At 74.0% G+C, this 15,012-nt stretch carries 15 protein-coding genes, 1 tRNA gene and 1 pseudogene; 2 read left to right on the forward strand and 15 right to left on the reverse strand.

Annotation, left to right across the window (positions count from 1 at the left end; all coding sequences use genetic code 11):
* Nucleotide 1: 1 nt before the first annotated feature.
* Nucleotides 2-808, forward strand: a complete 807-nt coding sequence (locus O7623_RS16185) for an SGNH/GDSL hydrolase family protein (protein WP_282223883.1) — start codon at nucleotides 2-4, stop codon at nucleotides 806-808.
* Nucleotides 809-826: 18 nt separating this feature from the next.
* On the opposite strand, the gene O7623_RS16190 is transcribed toward O7623_RS16185, so the two are convergent.
* The 3 genes from O7623_RS16190 to O7623_RS16200 all read right to left on the reverse strand — a co-directional run bounded on the left by O7623_RS16190 (nucleotide 827) and on the right by O7623_RS16200 (nucleotide 2,393).
* On the reverse strand, nucleotides 827-1,156 hold the full coding sequence (locus O7623_RS16190; RefSeq protein WP_282223884.1) for a hypothetical protein: 330 nt from the start codon (nucleotides 1,154-1,156) through the stop codon (nucleotides 827-829).
* Nucleotides 1,157-1,357: 201 nt separating this feature from the next.
* Nucleotides 1,358-2,179 carry a Bax inhibitor-1/YccA family protein gene (locus O7623_RS16195; protein WP_282223885.1) on the reverse strand — a complete coding sequence of 274 codons (822 nt, stop codon included), beginning with the start codon at nucleotides 2,177-2,179 and terminating at the stop codon, nucleotides 1,358-1,360.
* Between the two features lie 133 nt (nucleotides 2,180-2,312).
* Nucleotides 2,313-2,393 (reverse strand) — tRNA-Leu (locus O7623_RS16200).
* A 138-nt stretch (nucleotides 2,394-2,531) separates the two neighbouring features.
* On the opposite strand from O7623_RS16200, the gene O7623_RS16205 reads away from it, so the two are divergent.
* Nucleotides 2,532-4,394 carry a hypothetical protein gene (locus tag O7623_RS16205; RefSeq protein ID WP_282223886.1) on the forward strand — a complete coding sequence of 621 codons (1,863 nt, stop codon included), beginning with the start codon at nucleotides 2,532-2,534 and terminating at the stop codon, nucleotides 4,392-4,394.
* A gap of 67 nt (nucleotides 4,395-4,461) precedes the next feature.
* On the opposite strand, the gene O7623_RS16210 is transcribed toward O7623_RS16205, so the two are convergent.
* The 12 genes and pseudogenes from O7623_RS16210 to O7623_RS16265 all read right to left on the reverse strand — a co-directional run bounded on the left by O7623_RS16210 (nucleotide 4,462) and on the right by O7623_RS16265 (nucleotide 14,993).
* Entirely contained in the window at nucleotides 4,462-5,808 is a 1,347-nt protein-coding gene (locus O7623_RS16210) for an NAD(P)/FAD-dependent oxidoreductase (protein WP_282223887.1), read from the reverse strand.
* Nucleotides 5,809-5,947: 139 nt separating this feature from the next.
* Nucleotides 5,948-6,511, reverse strand: coding sequence for a hypothetical protein (locus O7623_RS16215; RefSeq protein ID WP_282223888.1), 564 nt, complete (start codon nucleotides 6,509-6,511; stop codon nucleotides 5,948-5,950).
* The gene (locus tag O7623_RS16220) at nucleotides 6,508-7,995 is read right to left on the reverse strand and encodes a DUF58 domain-containing protein (protein ID WP_282223889.1); all 1,488 of its coding nucleotides are present in this window, start codon (nucleotides 7,993-7,995) and stop codon (nucleotides 6,508-6,510) included. Before O7623_RS16220 ends, O7623_RS16215 begins: the two co-directional genes overlap by 4 nt.
* Nucleotides 7,992-9,032: a MoxR family ATPase gene (locus tag O7623_RS16225; protein WP_282223890.1), complete on the reverse strand. Its 1,041-nt coding sequence runs from the start codon at nucleotides 9,030-9,032 to the stop codon at nucleotides 7,992-7,994. Before O7623_RS16225 ends, O7623_RS16220 begins: the two co-directional genes overlap by 4 nt.
* Nucleotides 9,029-9,619 (reverse strand): hypothetical protein, encoded by a 591-nt coding sequence (locus O7623_RS16230; RefSeq protein ID WP_282223891.1) that lies wholly within the window; start codon nucleotides 9,617-9,619, stop codon nucleotides 9,029-9,031. The genes O7623_RS16225 and O7623_RS16230 overlap by 4 nt, the downstream gene beginning before the upstream one ends.
* Nucleotides 9,612-10,391: a DUF4129 domain-containing protein gene (locus O7623_RS16235; protein WP_282223892.1), complete on the reverse strand. Its 780-nt coding sequence runs from the start codon at nucleotides 10,389-10,391 to the stop codon at nucleotides 9,612-9,614. Before O7623_RS16235 ends, O7623_RS16230 begins: the two co-directional genes overlap by 8 nt.
* Nucleotides 10,392-10,437: 46 nt before the next feature.
* Nucleotides 10,438-11,175: a uracil-DNA glycosylase gene (locus O7623_RS16240; RefSeq protein ID WP_348775091.1), complete on the reverse strand. Its 738-nt coding sequence runs from the start codon at nucleotides 11,173-11,175 to the stop codon at nucleotides 10,438-10,440.
* Nucleotides 11,176-11,249: 74 nt separating this feature from the next.
* Entirely contained in the window at nucleotides 11,250-11,945 is a 696-nt protein-coding gene (locus O7623_RS16245; protein WP_282223893.1) for a dienelactone hydrolase family protein, read from the reverse strand.
* A 246-nt stretch (nucleotides 11,946-12,191) separates the two neighbouring features.
* On the reverse strand, nucleotides 12,192-13,148 hold the full coding sequence (locus tag O7623_RS16250) for a Ppx/GppA phosphatase family protein (RefSeq protein WP_282229433.1): 957 nt from the start codon (nucleotides 13,146-13,148) through the stop codon (nucleotides 12,192-12,194).
* A 114-nt stretch (nucleotides 13,149-13,262) separates the two neighbouring features.
* Complete coding sequence (locus O7623_RS16255; protein ID WP_282223894.1) at nucleotides 13,263-13,793, reverse strand: amino-acid N-acetyltransferase; 531 nt, start codon at nucleotides 13,791-13,793, stop codon at nucleotides 13,263-13,265.
* A gap of 67 nt (nucleotides 13,794-13,860) precedes the next feature.
* A pseudogene (locus tag O7623_RS16260) lies at nucleotides 13,861-14,349 on the reverse strand (DUF501 domain-containing protein); the annotation flags it as partial.
* Nucleotides 14,346-14,993: a septum formation initiator family protein gene (locus O7623_RS16265; protein ID WP_282223895.1), complete on the reverse strand. Its 648-nt coding sequence runs from the start codon at nucleotides 14,991-14,993 to the stop codon at nucleotides 14,346-14,348. The gene O7623_RS16265 and the pseudogene O7623_RS16260, both read right to left, overlap by 4 nt.
* Nucleotides 14,994-15,012 lie beyond the last annotated feature (19 nt).

A 15,012-nucleotide genomic window follows, 5' to 3' on the forward strand; every position in this document is an offset into this window, starting at 1 on the left:
TGTGACCACGAGGAGTCTCGCCGTACGGGTCGGTCAGGTCACCGCAGCGGCGGTCGTCGCCGGTACCGTCGGCAGCGCCGCGCTACTGGTCAGCGAGGCGCTACTGGCCCGCAACCGCCGGTACGCCCAGCCCGAGCTGGGACTGGCCGTACGGGCCGCCCTCGGGCCGGCCGGCGGGGAGCCACTGCGGCTCGTGCTGCTGGGCGACTCGGTGACCCTCGGGGTCGGGGTGAGCCGGGTCGCCGACACCGTCGGCGGACAACTGGCCCGGCTGCTGACCCAGCACGACGGCGACCCGGCTGCCGGCGAGCGCCGGGTGCTGCTGTCCAGTGTCGGGGTGGCCGGGTCCCGGTCCAGTGACCTCTCCACCCAGGTCGCCCGCGCCCTGCTGGGGCAACGGCCGGACGTCGCGGTGATCCTGATCGGGATCAACGACGCGACCTCCCTGCGTCGGCCGGGCGAGTCCGCCGTGCACCTCGCCGCCGCGGTACGCCGGCTACGCGGGGCGGGCAGCGAAGTCGTCGTCGGCACCTGCCCCGACCTCGGGGCGGCCCGCGCGATCGCGCCACCGTTGCGCCAGGTCGCCGGGCTGCTGGGGCGACGTACGGCCCGGGCACAGGCCCGGGCGGCACGCGACGCGGGTGCCCGGGTGGTCGACCTGGCGAACGAGACCGGTGCGGTGTTCCGCGCCGACCCGGGGACCTACTGTCACGACGGCTACCATCCATCGGCGGACGGCTACCGGATCTGGGCGCACGCTCTGCTGCCGGCGGTCCGGGGTGCCGCGACCTCGGCCTCCCACAGCTGAAGCCTGGGATCGCCGCCGTCAGAGCTGGTCGCGCAGTCGCCGTACGGCCGCCGCCGCAGGCTCCAGCGTCGCCGGTTCCGGCGACGCCCGGACCAGGTCCGCCGCCACCACCCGCAGCTGGTCCGGCAGGGCGGTGTCGAGCCGCAGCCGCGGCACCGGCCGGACCGGACGACCTTCGGCGGCGGCGCCCAGATCGGCGACGTACTGCACGAGTTGGTGGAACTCGCTGGCCCGCCGGCCGCCGCCGGCCGCCCAGCGGGGGTTCTCCCAGTGGCCCACCTGCCGGACCAGCAGCTGGACCTGCCGGGTCAGAGGGTCCGTCTGGTCTCCGGGCTGTCGCGTTCCCACCGACGCAGTCTAGTCAGCGGCGACCGGCAGCCACGGCCGGCGAACACCCGCACGTCAGGGCCGGCGAACACCCGCACCGCTACGGCCCGCCGACGGGGAAACGGCGCGATGCCCGGCCGCCGGGAACACCGGTGGCCGGGCATCGCGCGTACGCAGACCCGTCGGACCTGCGGGGTCGGACTCGCCCAGAGGGGCGCTGGATCAGTCGTCGCCCTGGAAGAAACTGAGCAGCCGCAGGATCTCGATGTAGAGCCAGATCAGGCTGACCAGGATGCCGAAGGCGGCGACCCAGGAGTACCGCTGCGGCAGGCCGAGCCGGACGCCCTCCTCCACCTCGTGGAAGCTCAGCACGAAGCTGAGCGAGGCGACCACGATGCAGATGAGGCTGAAGATGATCGCGATCGGGCCGCCGCTGCGCAGGCCGGTGTCGACGCCGAACAGCGACAGCACCAGGTTGATCATCATGACGGCGAAGACGCCGACCATCGCCGCGATCAACCCACGGGTGAACTTCGGGGTGGCCCGGATCACCTTCATCTTGTAGAGCGCGGCCATCAGGAAGAACACACCGAAGGTGGCGACCACCGCCTGCAGGACGATGCCCTGGTAGCCGGCGATCTCCTGGAAGAACTTGCTCACCATCCCGACGAAGACGCCCTCGACGACGGCGTAGGTGACCACCAGGGCCGGGTTCGCCATCCGGGAGAACGAGATGATCAGGCCCAGCACCAGACCGACGATCGCCGCGCCGATCCAGGCCACCCCGAGCAGTGCGTCGGGCACCAGGATCCAGGCGGCGACCGCCGACAGGCCGGTGATACCGAGCAGGGTCACGGTCTTGACGACGACGTCGTCGATGGTCATCGGCGCCACGGTGGGCGGCGCGGCAGGCGCACTGCCCGCGCCCGGGTACGGCTGCCCGTAGCCGGGCTGCCCGTACGGGCCGGCGGGGGCGTACCCGGCCGCCCGTTCCCGCTCGGCCGCCTGGCCGAGCCGGGCCAGGACCGGGTTGGATGTCTTCACTGTCCAGCCTCCCTCAGGGGGGTTGTCACACGATCGTGTGACTCAAGGGTAGACGCACCGATCGAGGGTGGGGAGGACGTGTGCGTCACGGGCCTGCATCGACGGGGTCGCGGTGACCAGGGACGGACCGCCGTGCCCGGGGCGGGACTCGAACCCGCACGCCTTTCGGCAGCCGCTTTTAAGGCAGCCGTGTCTGCCGTTCCACCACCCGGGCCCGTCCCGGCCGGGCTGGCGACGTCGGGCCGCCGACCGGCCCGCCGTCGGGTAGGTTGCCCGACCGCAGACTGTCACGTTAGCGGGTCGCACCCAGCCGGGCGCATCCCGGCCGGCGCGCGGCACTAGGGTTCGGTTCGTGACCCGCTCAGCCACCGCAGCGCAGGACACCGGCCCCGGTCCGGATGTTCCGGACGAATCCCCGCGGCGCGGCTCCCGACGGTCCCGGATCGCGGCAGCCGCTCGCCGACACGCGCCGGACATCGCGGTGAGCCTGTTCTTCGTCGCGGTCTCGGCCTGGTTGACCTACCACCTCTGGCCCTCGCCCGGTGGCCGGCTGCTGGCGCTCAACCCCGAGGACCAGACCCTGTACGAGTGGTTCCTGGCCAGCGACGCGCGGCTGCTGCTCGGCGACTTCAGCCTGCTCAGTGACCGACTGAACGCCCCGGACGGGGTCAACCTGATGACGAACACCACCGTCATCGCCCTCGGCTTCCTGATGGCCCCGGTCACCCTGGCGTTCGGCGCCCCGGTCACCTTCGCGCTGCTCGTCGCCGGCAACCTGGCGGCCAGCGCGATCGCCTTCTACCTGATGTTCGTCCGGCTCGTCGGCGCCCACCGGTTCGCCGCCGCCGTTGGTGGCGCGTTCTGCGGCTTCGCCCCCGGGATGGTGTCGCAGAGCAACAGCCACCTGCACATGACCGCGATCTGGCTGATCCCGGTGATGGTCTGGCTGCTGGCCCGGCTGATGCAGGCCGCCGACCCGACCGGGTCGACCCCGAACGGTCGCATCACCGGCCCGGCCGGCCGGGCCGACCGCCGCCGTACCGTCACCTCCGGGGCATGGCTCGGCGTGGTCGTCGCGGTCCAGGTCTTCGTCGGCGAGGAGGTGCTCTTCCTCACCGCCGTCACGTTGATCGTCATGGCCGCCGCGTTCGCGGCCGCCGCCCCCCGGTACGTGCGGCGGATCCTGCCCACCTTCGTGGTCGGCATGGCCGTCGCCGTCGCGGTCGGCGTGGTACTGCTGGCGTACCCGCTGTGGTTCCAGTTCGCCGGCCCGCAGGGCGTCTCCGACGGCGTGTTCGACCCCGACTACTTCTCCGCCGACCTGGCCAGTTGGCCGGCGGTGTCCGAGCTTTCGGTCGCCGGCTCGGCCAGCGCCGCAGACCTCACCACCGGCCCCGCCGAGTACAACACCTTCCTCGGCTGGCCGCTGCTGATCGTCACCGCCGGCTGCGCCGGCTGGTTGATCCGCCGGCCGATGGTGGTCGCCTGCACCGTGGGGACCGTGCTGATGGCCGGGCTCTCGCTCGGGCCACGGGTCGTCGTCGACGGTACGCGCACCGACGTTCCCGGGCCGTACGCGTTGCTCAACGGATTGCCGGTGGTCGACGGCGCGTTGCCGATGCGCTTCGCCCTCGCGGTGATCCCACTGATCGCCACCATCCTGGTCCTCGCGATCGACCGGGCGCTACGGCTCGGGTGGCGACCCGGCCGGGTGCTGGTGCCGGCGGTGCTCACCGCCGCGCTGCTGCCGGTCGTGCCGGCACCGCTGCCCGGCATGGACCGCGAGCCGTTGCCGGAGTTCATCACCGCCGGACACTGGCGCGAGTGCGTGTCGACCGGCGGCGTCCTGGTGCCGGTGCCGCCCGCCACCCCGAAGGAGCCGTGGCCGATGGCCTGGGCGACGGCCGCGAACGTCGCGTTCGGTATGCCGGAGGGCTTCTTCATCGGCCCCTACGCGCCCGGCGGGGAAGCCTCGATGGGCACGTTCAAGCAGCCGACCTCGAAGATCTGGGCCGAGGTGGCCCGCACCGGCGAGGTGCCGGAGATCACCGACGACGAGCGGGCCCGGGCCCGGCGGGACCTGGCGCGCTGGGGCGCCGACTGTGTGGTGGTCGCGGACGGCACGGTGCACGCCGACCCGCTGCGGCGCACCACCGAGGAGCTGATCGGCCCGGGTGAGCGGATCGCCGACGCCTGGGTCTGGCGGGTCGGCTGACCGCAGCCGGTACGGCCGAGCCGGCCGACCGGCGGTACCGGACCCACTTCGGTGCCGCCGTGGCGGCCTACCGCAGGTTGGCCGGCTCCGGTGCGGTGGTGACCGGCGGTGTCGCACCGAGGAAGTCCTCCCGCGGGTCGTGCAACTGGCCGAGCGCCACCACCTCACGCTTGAGGAACAGCGCGAGCGTCCAGTCGACGATGACCCGTACCTTGCGGTTGAGCGACGGAATCCGGCTCATGTGGTACGTACGGTGCATGAACCAGGCGGGCAGCCCGGTCATCTTGATGCCGTACACCTGGGCGACGCCCTTGTGCAGGCCGAGGCTGGCGACACTGCCGGCATGCTTGTGCCGGTACTCCACCGGCTGCTGGCCACGGATCACCGCCAGGATGTTGTCGGCCATGGTCCGGGCCTGGCGGACCGCGTGCTGGGCGCTGGGCGAGCAGTACGCCCCGGGCGGCCCGGTCAGGTCCGGCACCGCCGCGCAGTCCCCGGCGCTCCAGGCTCCCTCGATCGCCCGCCCGTCCTCGGCGACCTGCAGGGTGGCCAGGCAGTTGACCCGACGCCGCTCGTCACGGGGCAGGTCGGTGGCGTCGAGCATCGGTGACGGCTTGACCCCGGCGGTCCAGACGATCGTGTCGGCGCGGAAGCTGTCGCCGTCGGAGAGCCGCACCAGCCCGTCGACGCAGGATTCCAGCCGGGTGTCCAGCCGGATGTCCATGCCGCGCTTGACCAACTGCTGCACCGTGTACGCGCCCATGTCCCGGTCGACCTCGGGCAGCACCCGCTGGGTCGCCTCGACCAGCACCCAACGCATGTCGGCCGGCTTCAGCTCCGGGTAGTACCGCAGCGCGTCGCGGGCCATGTCCTCCATCTCGGCGAGCGCCTCGATCCCGGCGTACCCGCCGCCGACGAAGACGAACGTCAACGCGGTACGGCGTACCTCGCCGTCGACGGTCGCCGCCGCCACGTCGAGCCGCTCCAGCACGTGGTTGCGCAGGTAGATGGCCTCACCGATGGTCTTGAAGCCGATGCCGTGCTCACGCAGACCGGGGATGGGCAGCGTCCGGGACACCGAACCGGGGGCGACGATCACGTGGTCGTAGGCGATCTCCCGGGGCGGGCCGACGATCGGCTGCACGCTGGCGACCTTGCGGGCGTGCTCGATGCGGGTGACCGCCCCGGCGATGACGTGGCAGCGGCGCAGTTCACGGCGCAGCGGCACCACCGAGTGCCGCGGGGAGATGTTGCCCGCCGCGGCCTCGGGCAGGAACGGCTGGTAGGTCATGTGGGGCTGCGGGTCGACCACGATCACCTCGGCCTCGCCCCGTCGCATCTTCCGGGACAGGCGCAGGGCGGCGTAGAGACCGACGTGCCCGGCACCGACGACAAGGATCCGTTGCCTATTCACATCGCCATCTTCCTCCCGTCCGCCTCTTGACGCAGCCTCGAAAGCCAGATATGTGACCCAGCACGCGGGTGTGACGTCGCACGCAGTGACCCCCGACACCACCGCCGGTGCGGGCAGCGGGTCAGCGGCACCGGGTCGGTCAGCGGCGCCGGACCAGGGCGGCGAGCAGGGCGACGGCACCGACGGCGACCGCCAGCCCGGCCAGCGCCGCCAGCAGGAACGGCGGCCCGGCCGCCTGCCCGGCGACGGCGAGCATCAGCACCACCAGCACCGCCGACGCCAGCAGCACCCCGCCCGCCCGGGTCGACCAGCGGAGCACGACGTCCGGCGCGAGTACCACGTCGTACGGCAGCGCGGCGGCCAGCGCGGCCAGCGAATGCGTCAGGTAGAGCAGCGAGCCGACCGCGAGCAGCCGCCACAGCTGCACCGGTACGCCGTACACCGTGGTCGACAGCGCCCAGCCGACCAGCCCGACCAGGATCGCCACCGTCGGCGCGTGGCCGCGCGGCGCGAGCGCCGGCAGCACCGCGACGGCCAGCAGCGCCAGGCCGAGCCGGTCGAGCAGCAGCTCGGCCGGGTACGCCAGACCGAGGCCCAGCAGCGTCACCACGGCCACCGCGACGCGCAGCAGCACCGGGGCCAGGGTCGCCCGGTGCAGCACGGTGCGCACGGCCGCCACCCGGTCCCGTACGGCGGTGATCATCGCAGCACCGCCTTCGGTGCCGACGCCAACCGGGCCACGTCACGCAGCACCTGGTCGAGGCTGCCGGCGCCGGCCCAGGCCACCACCGGTACGCCGTGTTCCCGCAACTGCCCGATGGTGTTGTCGCGTTCCAGCCGCCACAGTCGGTACGCCACCTCCGACCAGCCGCCGGAACGGGCCGGCGGAGCCAGTGTGGCGGGCAACGTGTCGACGGCGACCACGATCCGCCCGGACCGGGCCATCCGGGCCAGCATCTCCGCGGACCGTGGGTCGACCAGCGGGGTCAGCACCACCACCAGCGCGTCGGAGGAGAGCAGCTGCGGGCCGAACACCTGGTCGTAGGGCTCGTACGGGGTGGGCCGGGCGGTGACGTCCAACAGCCATTCGAGCACGGTCAGGTACTGCCGCCGGCCGGTGGCCGGACGTAGCCGGCGGGCCAGTGGCCCGTACTCCAGCATCGCGACCCGGTCCCCCCGGTGCAGGTAGTGCTCGGCGACGGCGGCCGCCGCCCGGACCGTCGTGTCCAGCACCGACGCACCACCGGACACCCCGCCGGAGCGGCCGACCTCGGTGAGCACGTCCAGCAGCAGCACCACTTCGGCGTCCCGGTCGGACAGCGTCGCCGCCACGTGCAGCTGCCGGGCCCGCAGCGACACCCGCCAGTCGATCCGGCGCAGCCGGTCACCGGGGCCGAAGATCCGTACCCCGGCGAGTTCGCCGCCCTCCCCCGGCCGGCGGGACCGGTGCCCGCCGACCAGGCCGGCGGCCCGGGGCATCGCCTCGTCGGCGTCGAACGGCTCGATCACCGGGTAGACCGGCACCCGGACCGGTTCGGCGACGAGCGGCCGGCAGGCCAGCAGCCCGTCGCAGGCCACCGCGCGGGCGGCGACCGGGCCGATCGGCTGACGCCCCCAGCGCAGCGCCACCCCACCCAGTTCGAAGCCGGCGGCGGTGCCGCTCGGCACCGCCAGGGCGAACGGTCGGTCCGGCACCCCACCGGACGGCGTCGGCCGCGCCGGCGGGCCCAGTTGCTCGAGCACCTGCACCGACCCGGCATCGGCCGGCGGATCGGCGGCCCCGGTGCCGGCCGCCGGGTCGGCTCCGGCCACGGTCGCCGGGTCGGCGCCGACGCCGGTCGGGTCGATCGTCACGGCCGGCAGCATCCCGATCTCGTCGATGCGCAGCCACGGTGACACCTTCGCCCGGACCACCACCAGGTCGTAGTCGGCGTCCGCCGGGTTGGCGGCGGCCGCCCGGGCACCCACCTGACCGCCTTCGACGATCTCCCCGTCGACGGCGCCGACGTCGAGCAGCGGCGCGCCGGTCGGCCGGCGGCGCAACCCGTACGCCGCCCCGAGTGCGAACGGTGCCGCCAACGCGACCAGGTCGACCCGGCCCAGGAGCACTCCGGCGATCAGCAGCAGGCCGGTGACCACCACCGCCCGCCCGAGCGCCCGGGTGGGCAGCCACTCCCCGCCGGTCACTGCACCGGGCGGCGGCCGCCGGCCGCCACGCCACCGGCCGGGCCGAAGCCGCCCGCGTAGCTGGGCAGCGCGCCGCTGGCCGGTGCCGGCGTCTGCGCCAGCACCTCGGCGACGACGAACGACGGGTCGACCCGGCGCAGCCACATCTCCGGCCGCAGAGTGATCCGGTGCGCCAGCACCGGCGCGGCGACCTCCTTGACGTCCTCCGGGACGACGAAGTCCCGGCCGGCGAGTACCGCCTTGGCTCGGGCCAGCAGCAGCAGCGCCAACGACCCCCGGGGCGAGGCCCCGACCAGTACCGACGGGTGTTCCCGGGTGGCCTGGGTCAACGACACGATGTAGCGGCCGATGGAGTCCTCGACGACGACGTTCTCCAACGCGGCCTGCATGGCGCGCAGCCCGGCCGCGTCGACCACCGCCGACAGTTCGGCCTCCTCCTGCCGCCGGGCGATCCGCCGACGCAGCACCTCCCACTCCTCGTCGTGGGTCGGGTAGCCGAACGACACCCGCAGCAGGAACCGGTCCAGTTGGGCCTCGGGCAGCGGATAGGTGCCTTCGTACTCGATCGGGTTGGCGGTAGCCAGCACGTGGAACGGCGCCTCCAGCCGGTAGGTCACGCCCTCCACCGACACCTGCTTCTCCTGCATCGCCTCCAGCAGCGCCGCCTGGGTCTTCGGCGGCGTCCGGTTGATCTCGTCGGCGAGCAGCAGGTTGGTGAAGACCGGGCCGGCCCGGAAGGTGAAGTCGGCGCTGCGCTGGTCGTACAGGAACGACCCGGTGACGTCGGCGGGCAGCAGGTCCGGGGTGAACTGCAGGCGACGGAAGTCCAGCCCCAGCGCCTGCGCGAACGACCGGGCGGTCAGGGTCTTGCCGAGACCCGGCAGGTCCTCCAGCAGCACGTGCCCGCCGGCCAGGATGCCCGCCAGCACCAGCTCCAGCGCGTCCCGCTTGCCGACCAGGATGGTGCCGACCGAGTCCAGTACGGCGTGCGCCAGCCGGCTCGCCTCGGCGGTCGGGGCGGCCACCACGTCGTTCATATCTTCTCCAATTGGCTGATGAGCAGCGCGTAGTCCTTTGCCGACGGCGCGCGCCGGACGGGGGCGTCGAGGAGCCGCCACAGTTCGTCGCCGCAGATCGCCCGGGCCCGCTGCGGGTCGCTGGCCCGGGTGAACCCGTGCCGTTGCCGCAGCCGCTCGTCGACGAGGTCGGCGAGCACCGGCATCATCACCTCGGTGAACCGGGCAGCGTCGCGGTGCCCGGAACGCAGCCGGCTCTCCCACCGACGGACCGCCTCCCGCAGGCCGTCCTCGCCGCCGAAGACGTAACTGCCGTCCTCCGGGTCGACGCCGACCCGACGCAGCTTCACCCGCGGCGGGGCGGCGACCGAGCGTACGGTGCGTCGCAACGCCACCAACGCCAGGCAGCCACCGAAGACCGCCACCACCGGCACGGCGAGACCGAACGCCCGCAGCCCGAACACGACGACCGCCGTACCGGCGGCGGCGATCAGCAGTGCGCTGAACCAGCGACGGATCCGCCCGCGTGGGCGGGCGGCCGGCTCGGGGGCGGGCCGCTCCTCCTCGTGGCCGAGCAGGTCGTCGATGCTGGTCTGCTGGTCACGCATCGACCGGCTCACTTCCGGTGGCCGGGCCGGCTCCGGTGGCCGGGCCGTTGCCGGTGGCGCCGACGCCGGCGGTCAGCTCGCCGCGCAGCCGGCGCAGCGCCGACTGGGCCTGGGCGCGGGTACGTTCGTCGACCGCGTGCCGCGCGTAGCGGGCCTGGCGGTAGACGGCGGCGAACGCGGAGAGCACCTGCGCGCTGATCGCGTGCCCGGCCAGCAGCCGGGTCACCAGGTCGGTGGAGGTGTCGCCGACCTGTCGTGGGGTGCCGGCCGCGGCGGCGGCCTGCTCCAGCCGTACCCAGCAGGCGATCACGGCCCGGCGGGGGTCGGTGTCGGCGTCGGAGAGTTCGACCAGGCCGGCGTCGACGGCGGCGACCACCTCCGCCGCGCTGCCCGGCTCGTCCGGCAGGCGGGTACGTCGGCGGATGCCGCCGGTCGCCCGCCGGGGACGGCGACGGACCAGGTCACGTAGCAGCGTCCAGATCAGCAGGCCGGCGACCACCAGCACGGCCGTCCCGCAGAGGGCACCGGCGGCCAGCGGAATCCAGGACGGGATCTGCTGCTGATCGGCGGCGGCGAAGTCCTCCTGCGGCGGCTCGAACGTCGGCGCGGTCTGTGGTTGCTGGTAGTCCGGCAGGGCCGGGAGTTCCCGCTCGACGGTGGCGTCGGTCCGGCCGACCGGCAGGGTGGAGTTCGCTGCCGCGACGGCGGTCAGCGCGAGCAGGACGGCGACGGCAGCGAGTGGCCACAGTCGACGGAAGGCCGCATAATCCATTGGCGACGTGATGCCCCTCGAATCCTCCAGCGTGGGATGGCCCGCCTCAGCTGCCCAGCGCCCGGCGTTTCGCCTCGGCGAACACCTCGTCGAGCATGACCGGGGTGAGCCGGCCGGTGAACGTGTTCTGCTGGCTGACGTGGTAACAGCCCAGCAGGTCGGGCGCCCCCGCGCCACCCGACCAGTGTGCCCCATGGCCGAACGCCGGTCGGGGCGTGGGCGGGCGTCGGCCGTACACCCGGGTCAGCGTCGGCCACCACGCCGCCCAGGCGAACGCGCCGAGCGCGACCACCACCCGCAGCGAGGCCCGCAGCAGGTCGAACTCACGGTGCAGCCAGGGCGCGCAGGTGTCCCGCTCGGTCGGGGTCGGCTTGTTCGCCGGTGGCGCACAGCGCACGGCGGCCACCACCCGGGTGTCGATCAGGCGCAGTCCGTCGTCGGCTGCGACGCTGGTCGGCTGGTTGGCCAGGCCGGCCCGGTGCAGCGCGGCGAAGAGCACGTCGCCGGAGCGGTCGCCGGTGAAGACCCGCCCGGTCCGGTTACCGCCATGTGCCGCCGGGGCGAGGCCGAGCACGGCGATCCGGGCGTGGAGTGCCCCGAACCCCGGCACCGGCCGGCCCCAGTAGGTCTGGTCGCGAAACGCCGCCCGCTTCGTCGCGGCGACCTCCTCCCGCCAGGCGACCAGGCCGGGACAGGCCCGGCAGTGGGCGACCGCCGCGTCCAGCGCGGGCAGGTCCGACACCTGGGCCGCCGCCGTGGTCACCTCGTCGGCGGTACGGGTCACCACGGCTCCTCCCGGCGTCGCAACGGCGCAGCGGGCGGCGGCCACCGCACCGCCGCCCCCGACACCCGCCGCGCTCAGCCGAGTCGGGTCCGGAACAGTTCCAGGGTCCGCGCCCAGGCCCGCGTCGACGCGTCGGGGTCGTACGACTCCGGACGGTCGTCGTTGAAGAACGCGTGCCGGGTGCCAGGGTAGTCGTAGACGGCGCAGTCCCCGCCAGCTGCCTCGATGTAGCCCCTGGCCTGCTGAATGCCCTCGGCGGCGGAGGTGCCGTCCTGCTCCGAGCAGTGGATCGTCGCCGCCTTGCCGGCGTAGCCGGACCAGTCGGGGCGCATCCGCTCCCACGGCACCGCCGGGTAGAACCCTGCGGTGGCGACGATCCGGTCGGTGAGCGTGGCCGACCACAACGCCAAGCTGCCGCCGGCGCAGAAGCCGACCGTACCGACGGTGTCGCCGGCGGTCTCGGCCCGGCCGGCGAGGTAGTCGGCGGCCCCGGCGATGTCCTTCGCCGCCTGGTCCATCGCCAACCCCATCAGCAGCCGACGCGCCTGGTCCGGCTCGGTGGCCTGCACTCCGTGGTAGAGGTCCGGGGCGAGGGCGACGAAGCCGGCTTCGGCGAGCCGGTCTGCGACCGCGGTGATGTGCGGTACCAGCCCCCACCATTCCTGGATGACGATGACCGCCGGGGCACCGGTGTCGCCCGGTGTCGGCGGCAGGGCCAGGTATCCCTCGCTGGTCCCGCCGTTGCTGCGGTAGCTCACCATCTCGCCCATGGGGGGTCCTCCTGTCGGTCAGTCATCGTTGGCTGGCGCACAGTGGGTCACGTGTCCGGGTAGCCTGACACGCGCCGTGAGGCCGGGGAAGGCGCGCGGAGGGTGGCGTACGCCTCTTGGTGAGCTGCCGTACGCCCAATGGTCACCGGGGTCCGGCAGCCCCGGGGCCGCAACGACCACCGCCCGAGGTCTGCCGGTGGCCGCGACGGACCACCGCCCGGGGGCCTGCCCCGGAGCCACGACGGGTCAGCGCAGGCTCAGGCAGATCCCGTCGAGGATGTCGTGCTCGCTGGCGACGACGGCGGGCACCCCGGCCCGCTCCATGATGATCCGCAGCACCATCGCGCCGGCGGCGATCACGTCGGCCCGGCCCGGATGCATCACCGGGATCCGCAATCGCCCGGCGACCGGCATGGCGAGCAGGTCGGCCGTGACCGCGGCGACCTGCTGGTAGCTGACCGTGGCATGGTGCAGCCGCTCGGGCCGGTAGGCGTCCAGCCCCAGCGCGATCCCGGCGACGGTGGTCACCGAACCGGCCAGGCCGACCAGGGTCGGCGTACCGTCGGTCGACCCGGCGGCGCTGGCGCCGGTCGCCCGGCCGGCCAGGCCGACCGCCGCCAGTGCCCGGTCGACCGCCTCGGTGACGTCCCGCTGCGCGGCGTCGATCTGCGCCGGGGTCGGCGGGTCGGCCCGCAGGTGCCGTTCGGTCATCCGGACGCAGCCGATGTCGACCGAGACCGCCCGGTCCACGGCGTCGGCACCGACGACGAACTCGGTGGAGCCGCCGCCGATGTCGACGACCAGGTAGGGCGCGGCGGCGGTCGTGGCCAACCCGCCGACCGCACCGGCGAAGGTGAGCCGGGCCTCCTCGTCGCCGGTGACCACCTCGGGGGTCACCCCGAGGGTGGCCTGCACCATCGCCACGAACTCGGCGGCGTTGTCGGCGTCGCGGCTGGCCGAGGTGGCACACATGCGGACCCGCTCGGCGCCGTGCGCGGTGATCTCGGCCGCGTACCCGGTCAGGGCCCGGCGGGTCCGTTCGATGGCCTCGGGCGCGAGCCGGCGGGTCCGGTCGACGCCCTCGCCGAGCCGGACGATCTCCATCCGGCGGACCACGTCGGTCAGCGGCGGGTCGGCTCCCGGCGCGCCCAGGTCGGCGATCAGCAGCCGGACCGAGTTGGTGCCGCAGTCGATGCCCGCCACCCGCATCACGCCACCCATTCCCTCTCCCCGATGATCTTGCACTCATCGAGAGCTTTTGTCCAGAATATCCGTCGATAGTTGCAAGATCGTCGGGATCTTGGCGGGTCGGGGTGCTCAGCGCAGGTGCAGCAGCATCCGGGTGTTGCCGAGGGTGTTGGGCTTGACCCGCTCCAGCCCGAGGAACTCGGCGACGCCCTCGTCGTAGGAGCGCAGCAGCTGCTCGTACACCTGGCCCGGCACCGGCGCGCCGTCGATCTCGACGAAGCCGAAGCTGGCGAAGAACCGGGTCTCGAAGGTGAGTACGAAGACCCGGGCGACGCCGAGCTCGCGGGCGGCGGCGACCAGCTCCGCGACGATCCGGTGCCCGATCTTGCGGCCGCGACACAGCGGGTCGACCGCGACGGTACGGATCTCCGCCAGGTCCTCCCACATCACGTGCAGCGCGCCGCAGCCGACGATGGCACCGTCGGCGGGGCGTTGCGCGACCCAGAACTCCTGCACGTCCTCGTAGAGGGTGACGGTGGCCTTGCTGAGCAGGCGGCGGTCCGGGCTGTACAGGTCGATCAGTCGACGGATCCCCCGTACGTCGGGGGTGCGCGCCCGGCGGATCACCACCTCGGCGTCGTCGGTGTCAGGCGTCGACACGGTCGCCGTCCTGCGCGGGCTGCGCGGACCGCTCCGGCGACGCGGACCCGGCCGGCTCCACCGGTGGTACGCAGGGCCCGCCCTCCCACCACGGCCCGACCAGCTCCCGGACCCGGTCGCCGATCGGGTTGACGCCGGGGCCGACGGCGAGCGCGTGCCCCAGGTGCACGTGCAGGCACTTGACCCGGCCGGGCATGCCGCCGGCCGACACCCCGTCGATCTCCGGTACGTGGCCGATCGCCTCGCGCCGGGTCAGGTAGTCGTCGTGCGCCGCCCGGTACGCGGCGGCGAACTGCGGATCCTCGGCCAGCTGGTCGGCGAACTCGCGCATCAGGCCGGCGGATTCCAGCCGGCTGCACGCGGCGGTCGCCCGGGGGCAGGTCAGGTAGAACAGCGTCGGGAACGGGGTGCCGTCGGCCAGTCGGGGCACCGTCTCGACCACGTCGGGCAGCTGGCACGGGCAGCGGTGGGCGACCGCCCGGGTGCCGCGCGGTGGGCGACCGAGCTGCGCGGCCACCGCCGCCAGGTCCTGTTCGTCGGCGGGTCGGCTGGTCACGGCGAGGTCCCTTCGGTGGCGTCGGCGGCCTGGACGCTGGACCACAGGGTGTCGTACCACGGGTCGGCCGGTGTCGACTCGCCCTGCGGCGCGTCGAGCGGGTCGCCGGCGTCGCGGGCGGCCCCGGCCGGGTCGTGCAGCACCAGCAGCGGCACCTCCCCCGGGTACACCATGTAGAAGCGCCGTTTGGCCTCGATCCGGATGTAGTCCGGGTCCTGCCAGCGCTCGGCCTGCGCGGTCAGCTCCGCGATCCGCTCCCGCTGCTCCTGCTGGGCCTGCTCCATCCGGGCGATGTCGGACTGCTGGCTGAGGTACACGCGGACCGGATAGGTGTAGGCCAGGGCGAGCGCCACCAGCACCACCAGCAGGACGGTGGCCCGGCCGGTGACGCGGTTGGGCTGTGCCGCTGTGGTCCGCTTGACCGGCCCGGCGGGCGCCCGCCGGGCCGCCGCCGGCCGACTCGCCGGGCGCCCCGCGTCGCTGCCACGGCCGCCGTCGCGGGCGGTGTCGCGACCGACGCCGCGGGGAGCGTCGCGGCCGGTGTCCCGGCCGGCGGTACGCACCGGCCCCCGGGCGCCGGAGCGTCCGGTCTGGCCGGTTCGCCGGGCCGGGCCCTGCCCACTCGGTGTGCGCCGTTGCGTCACCGTCGTCACACCCCTCCCG

Source organism: Solwaraspora sp. WMMD791 (assembly GCF_029581195.1).
Taxonomy (GTDB): Bacteria; Actinomycetota; Actinomycetes; order Mycobacteriales; family Micromonosporaceae; genus Micromonospora_E.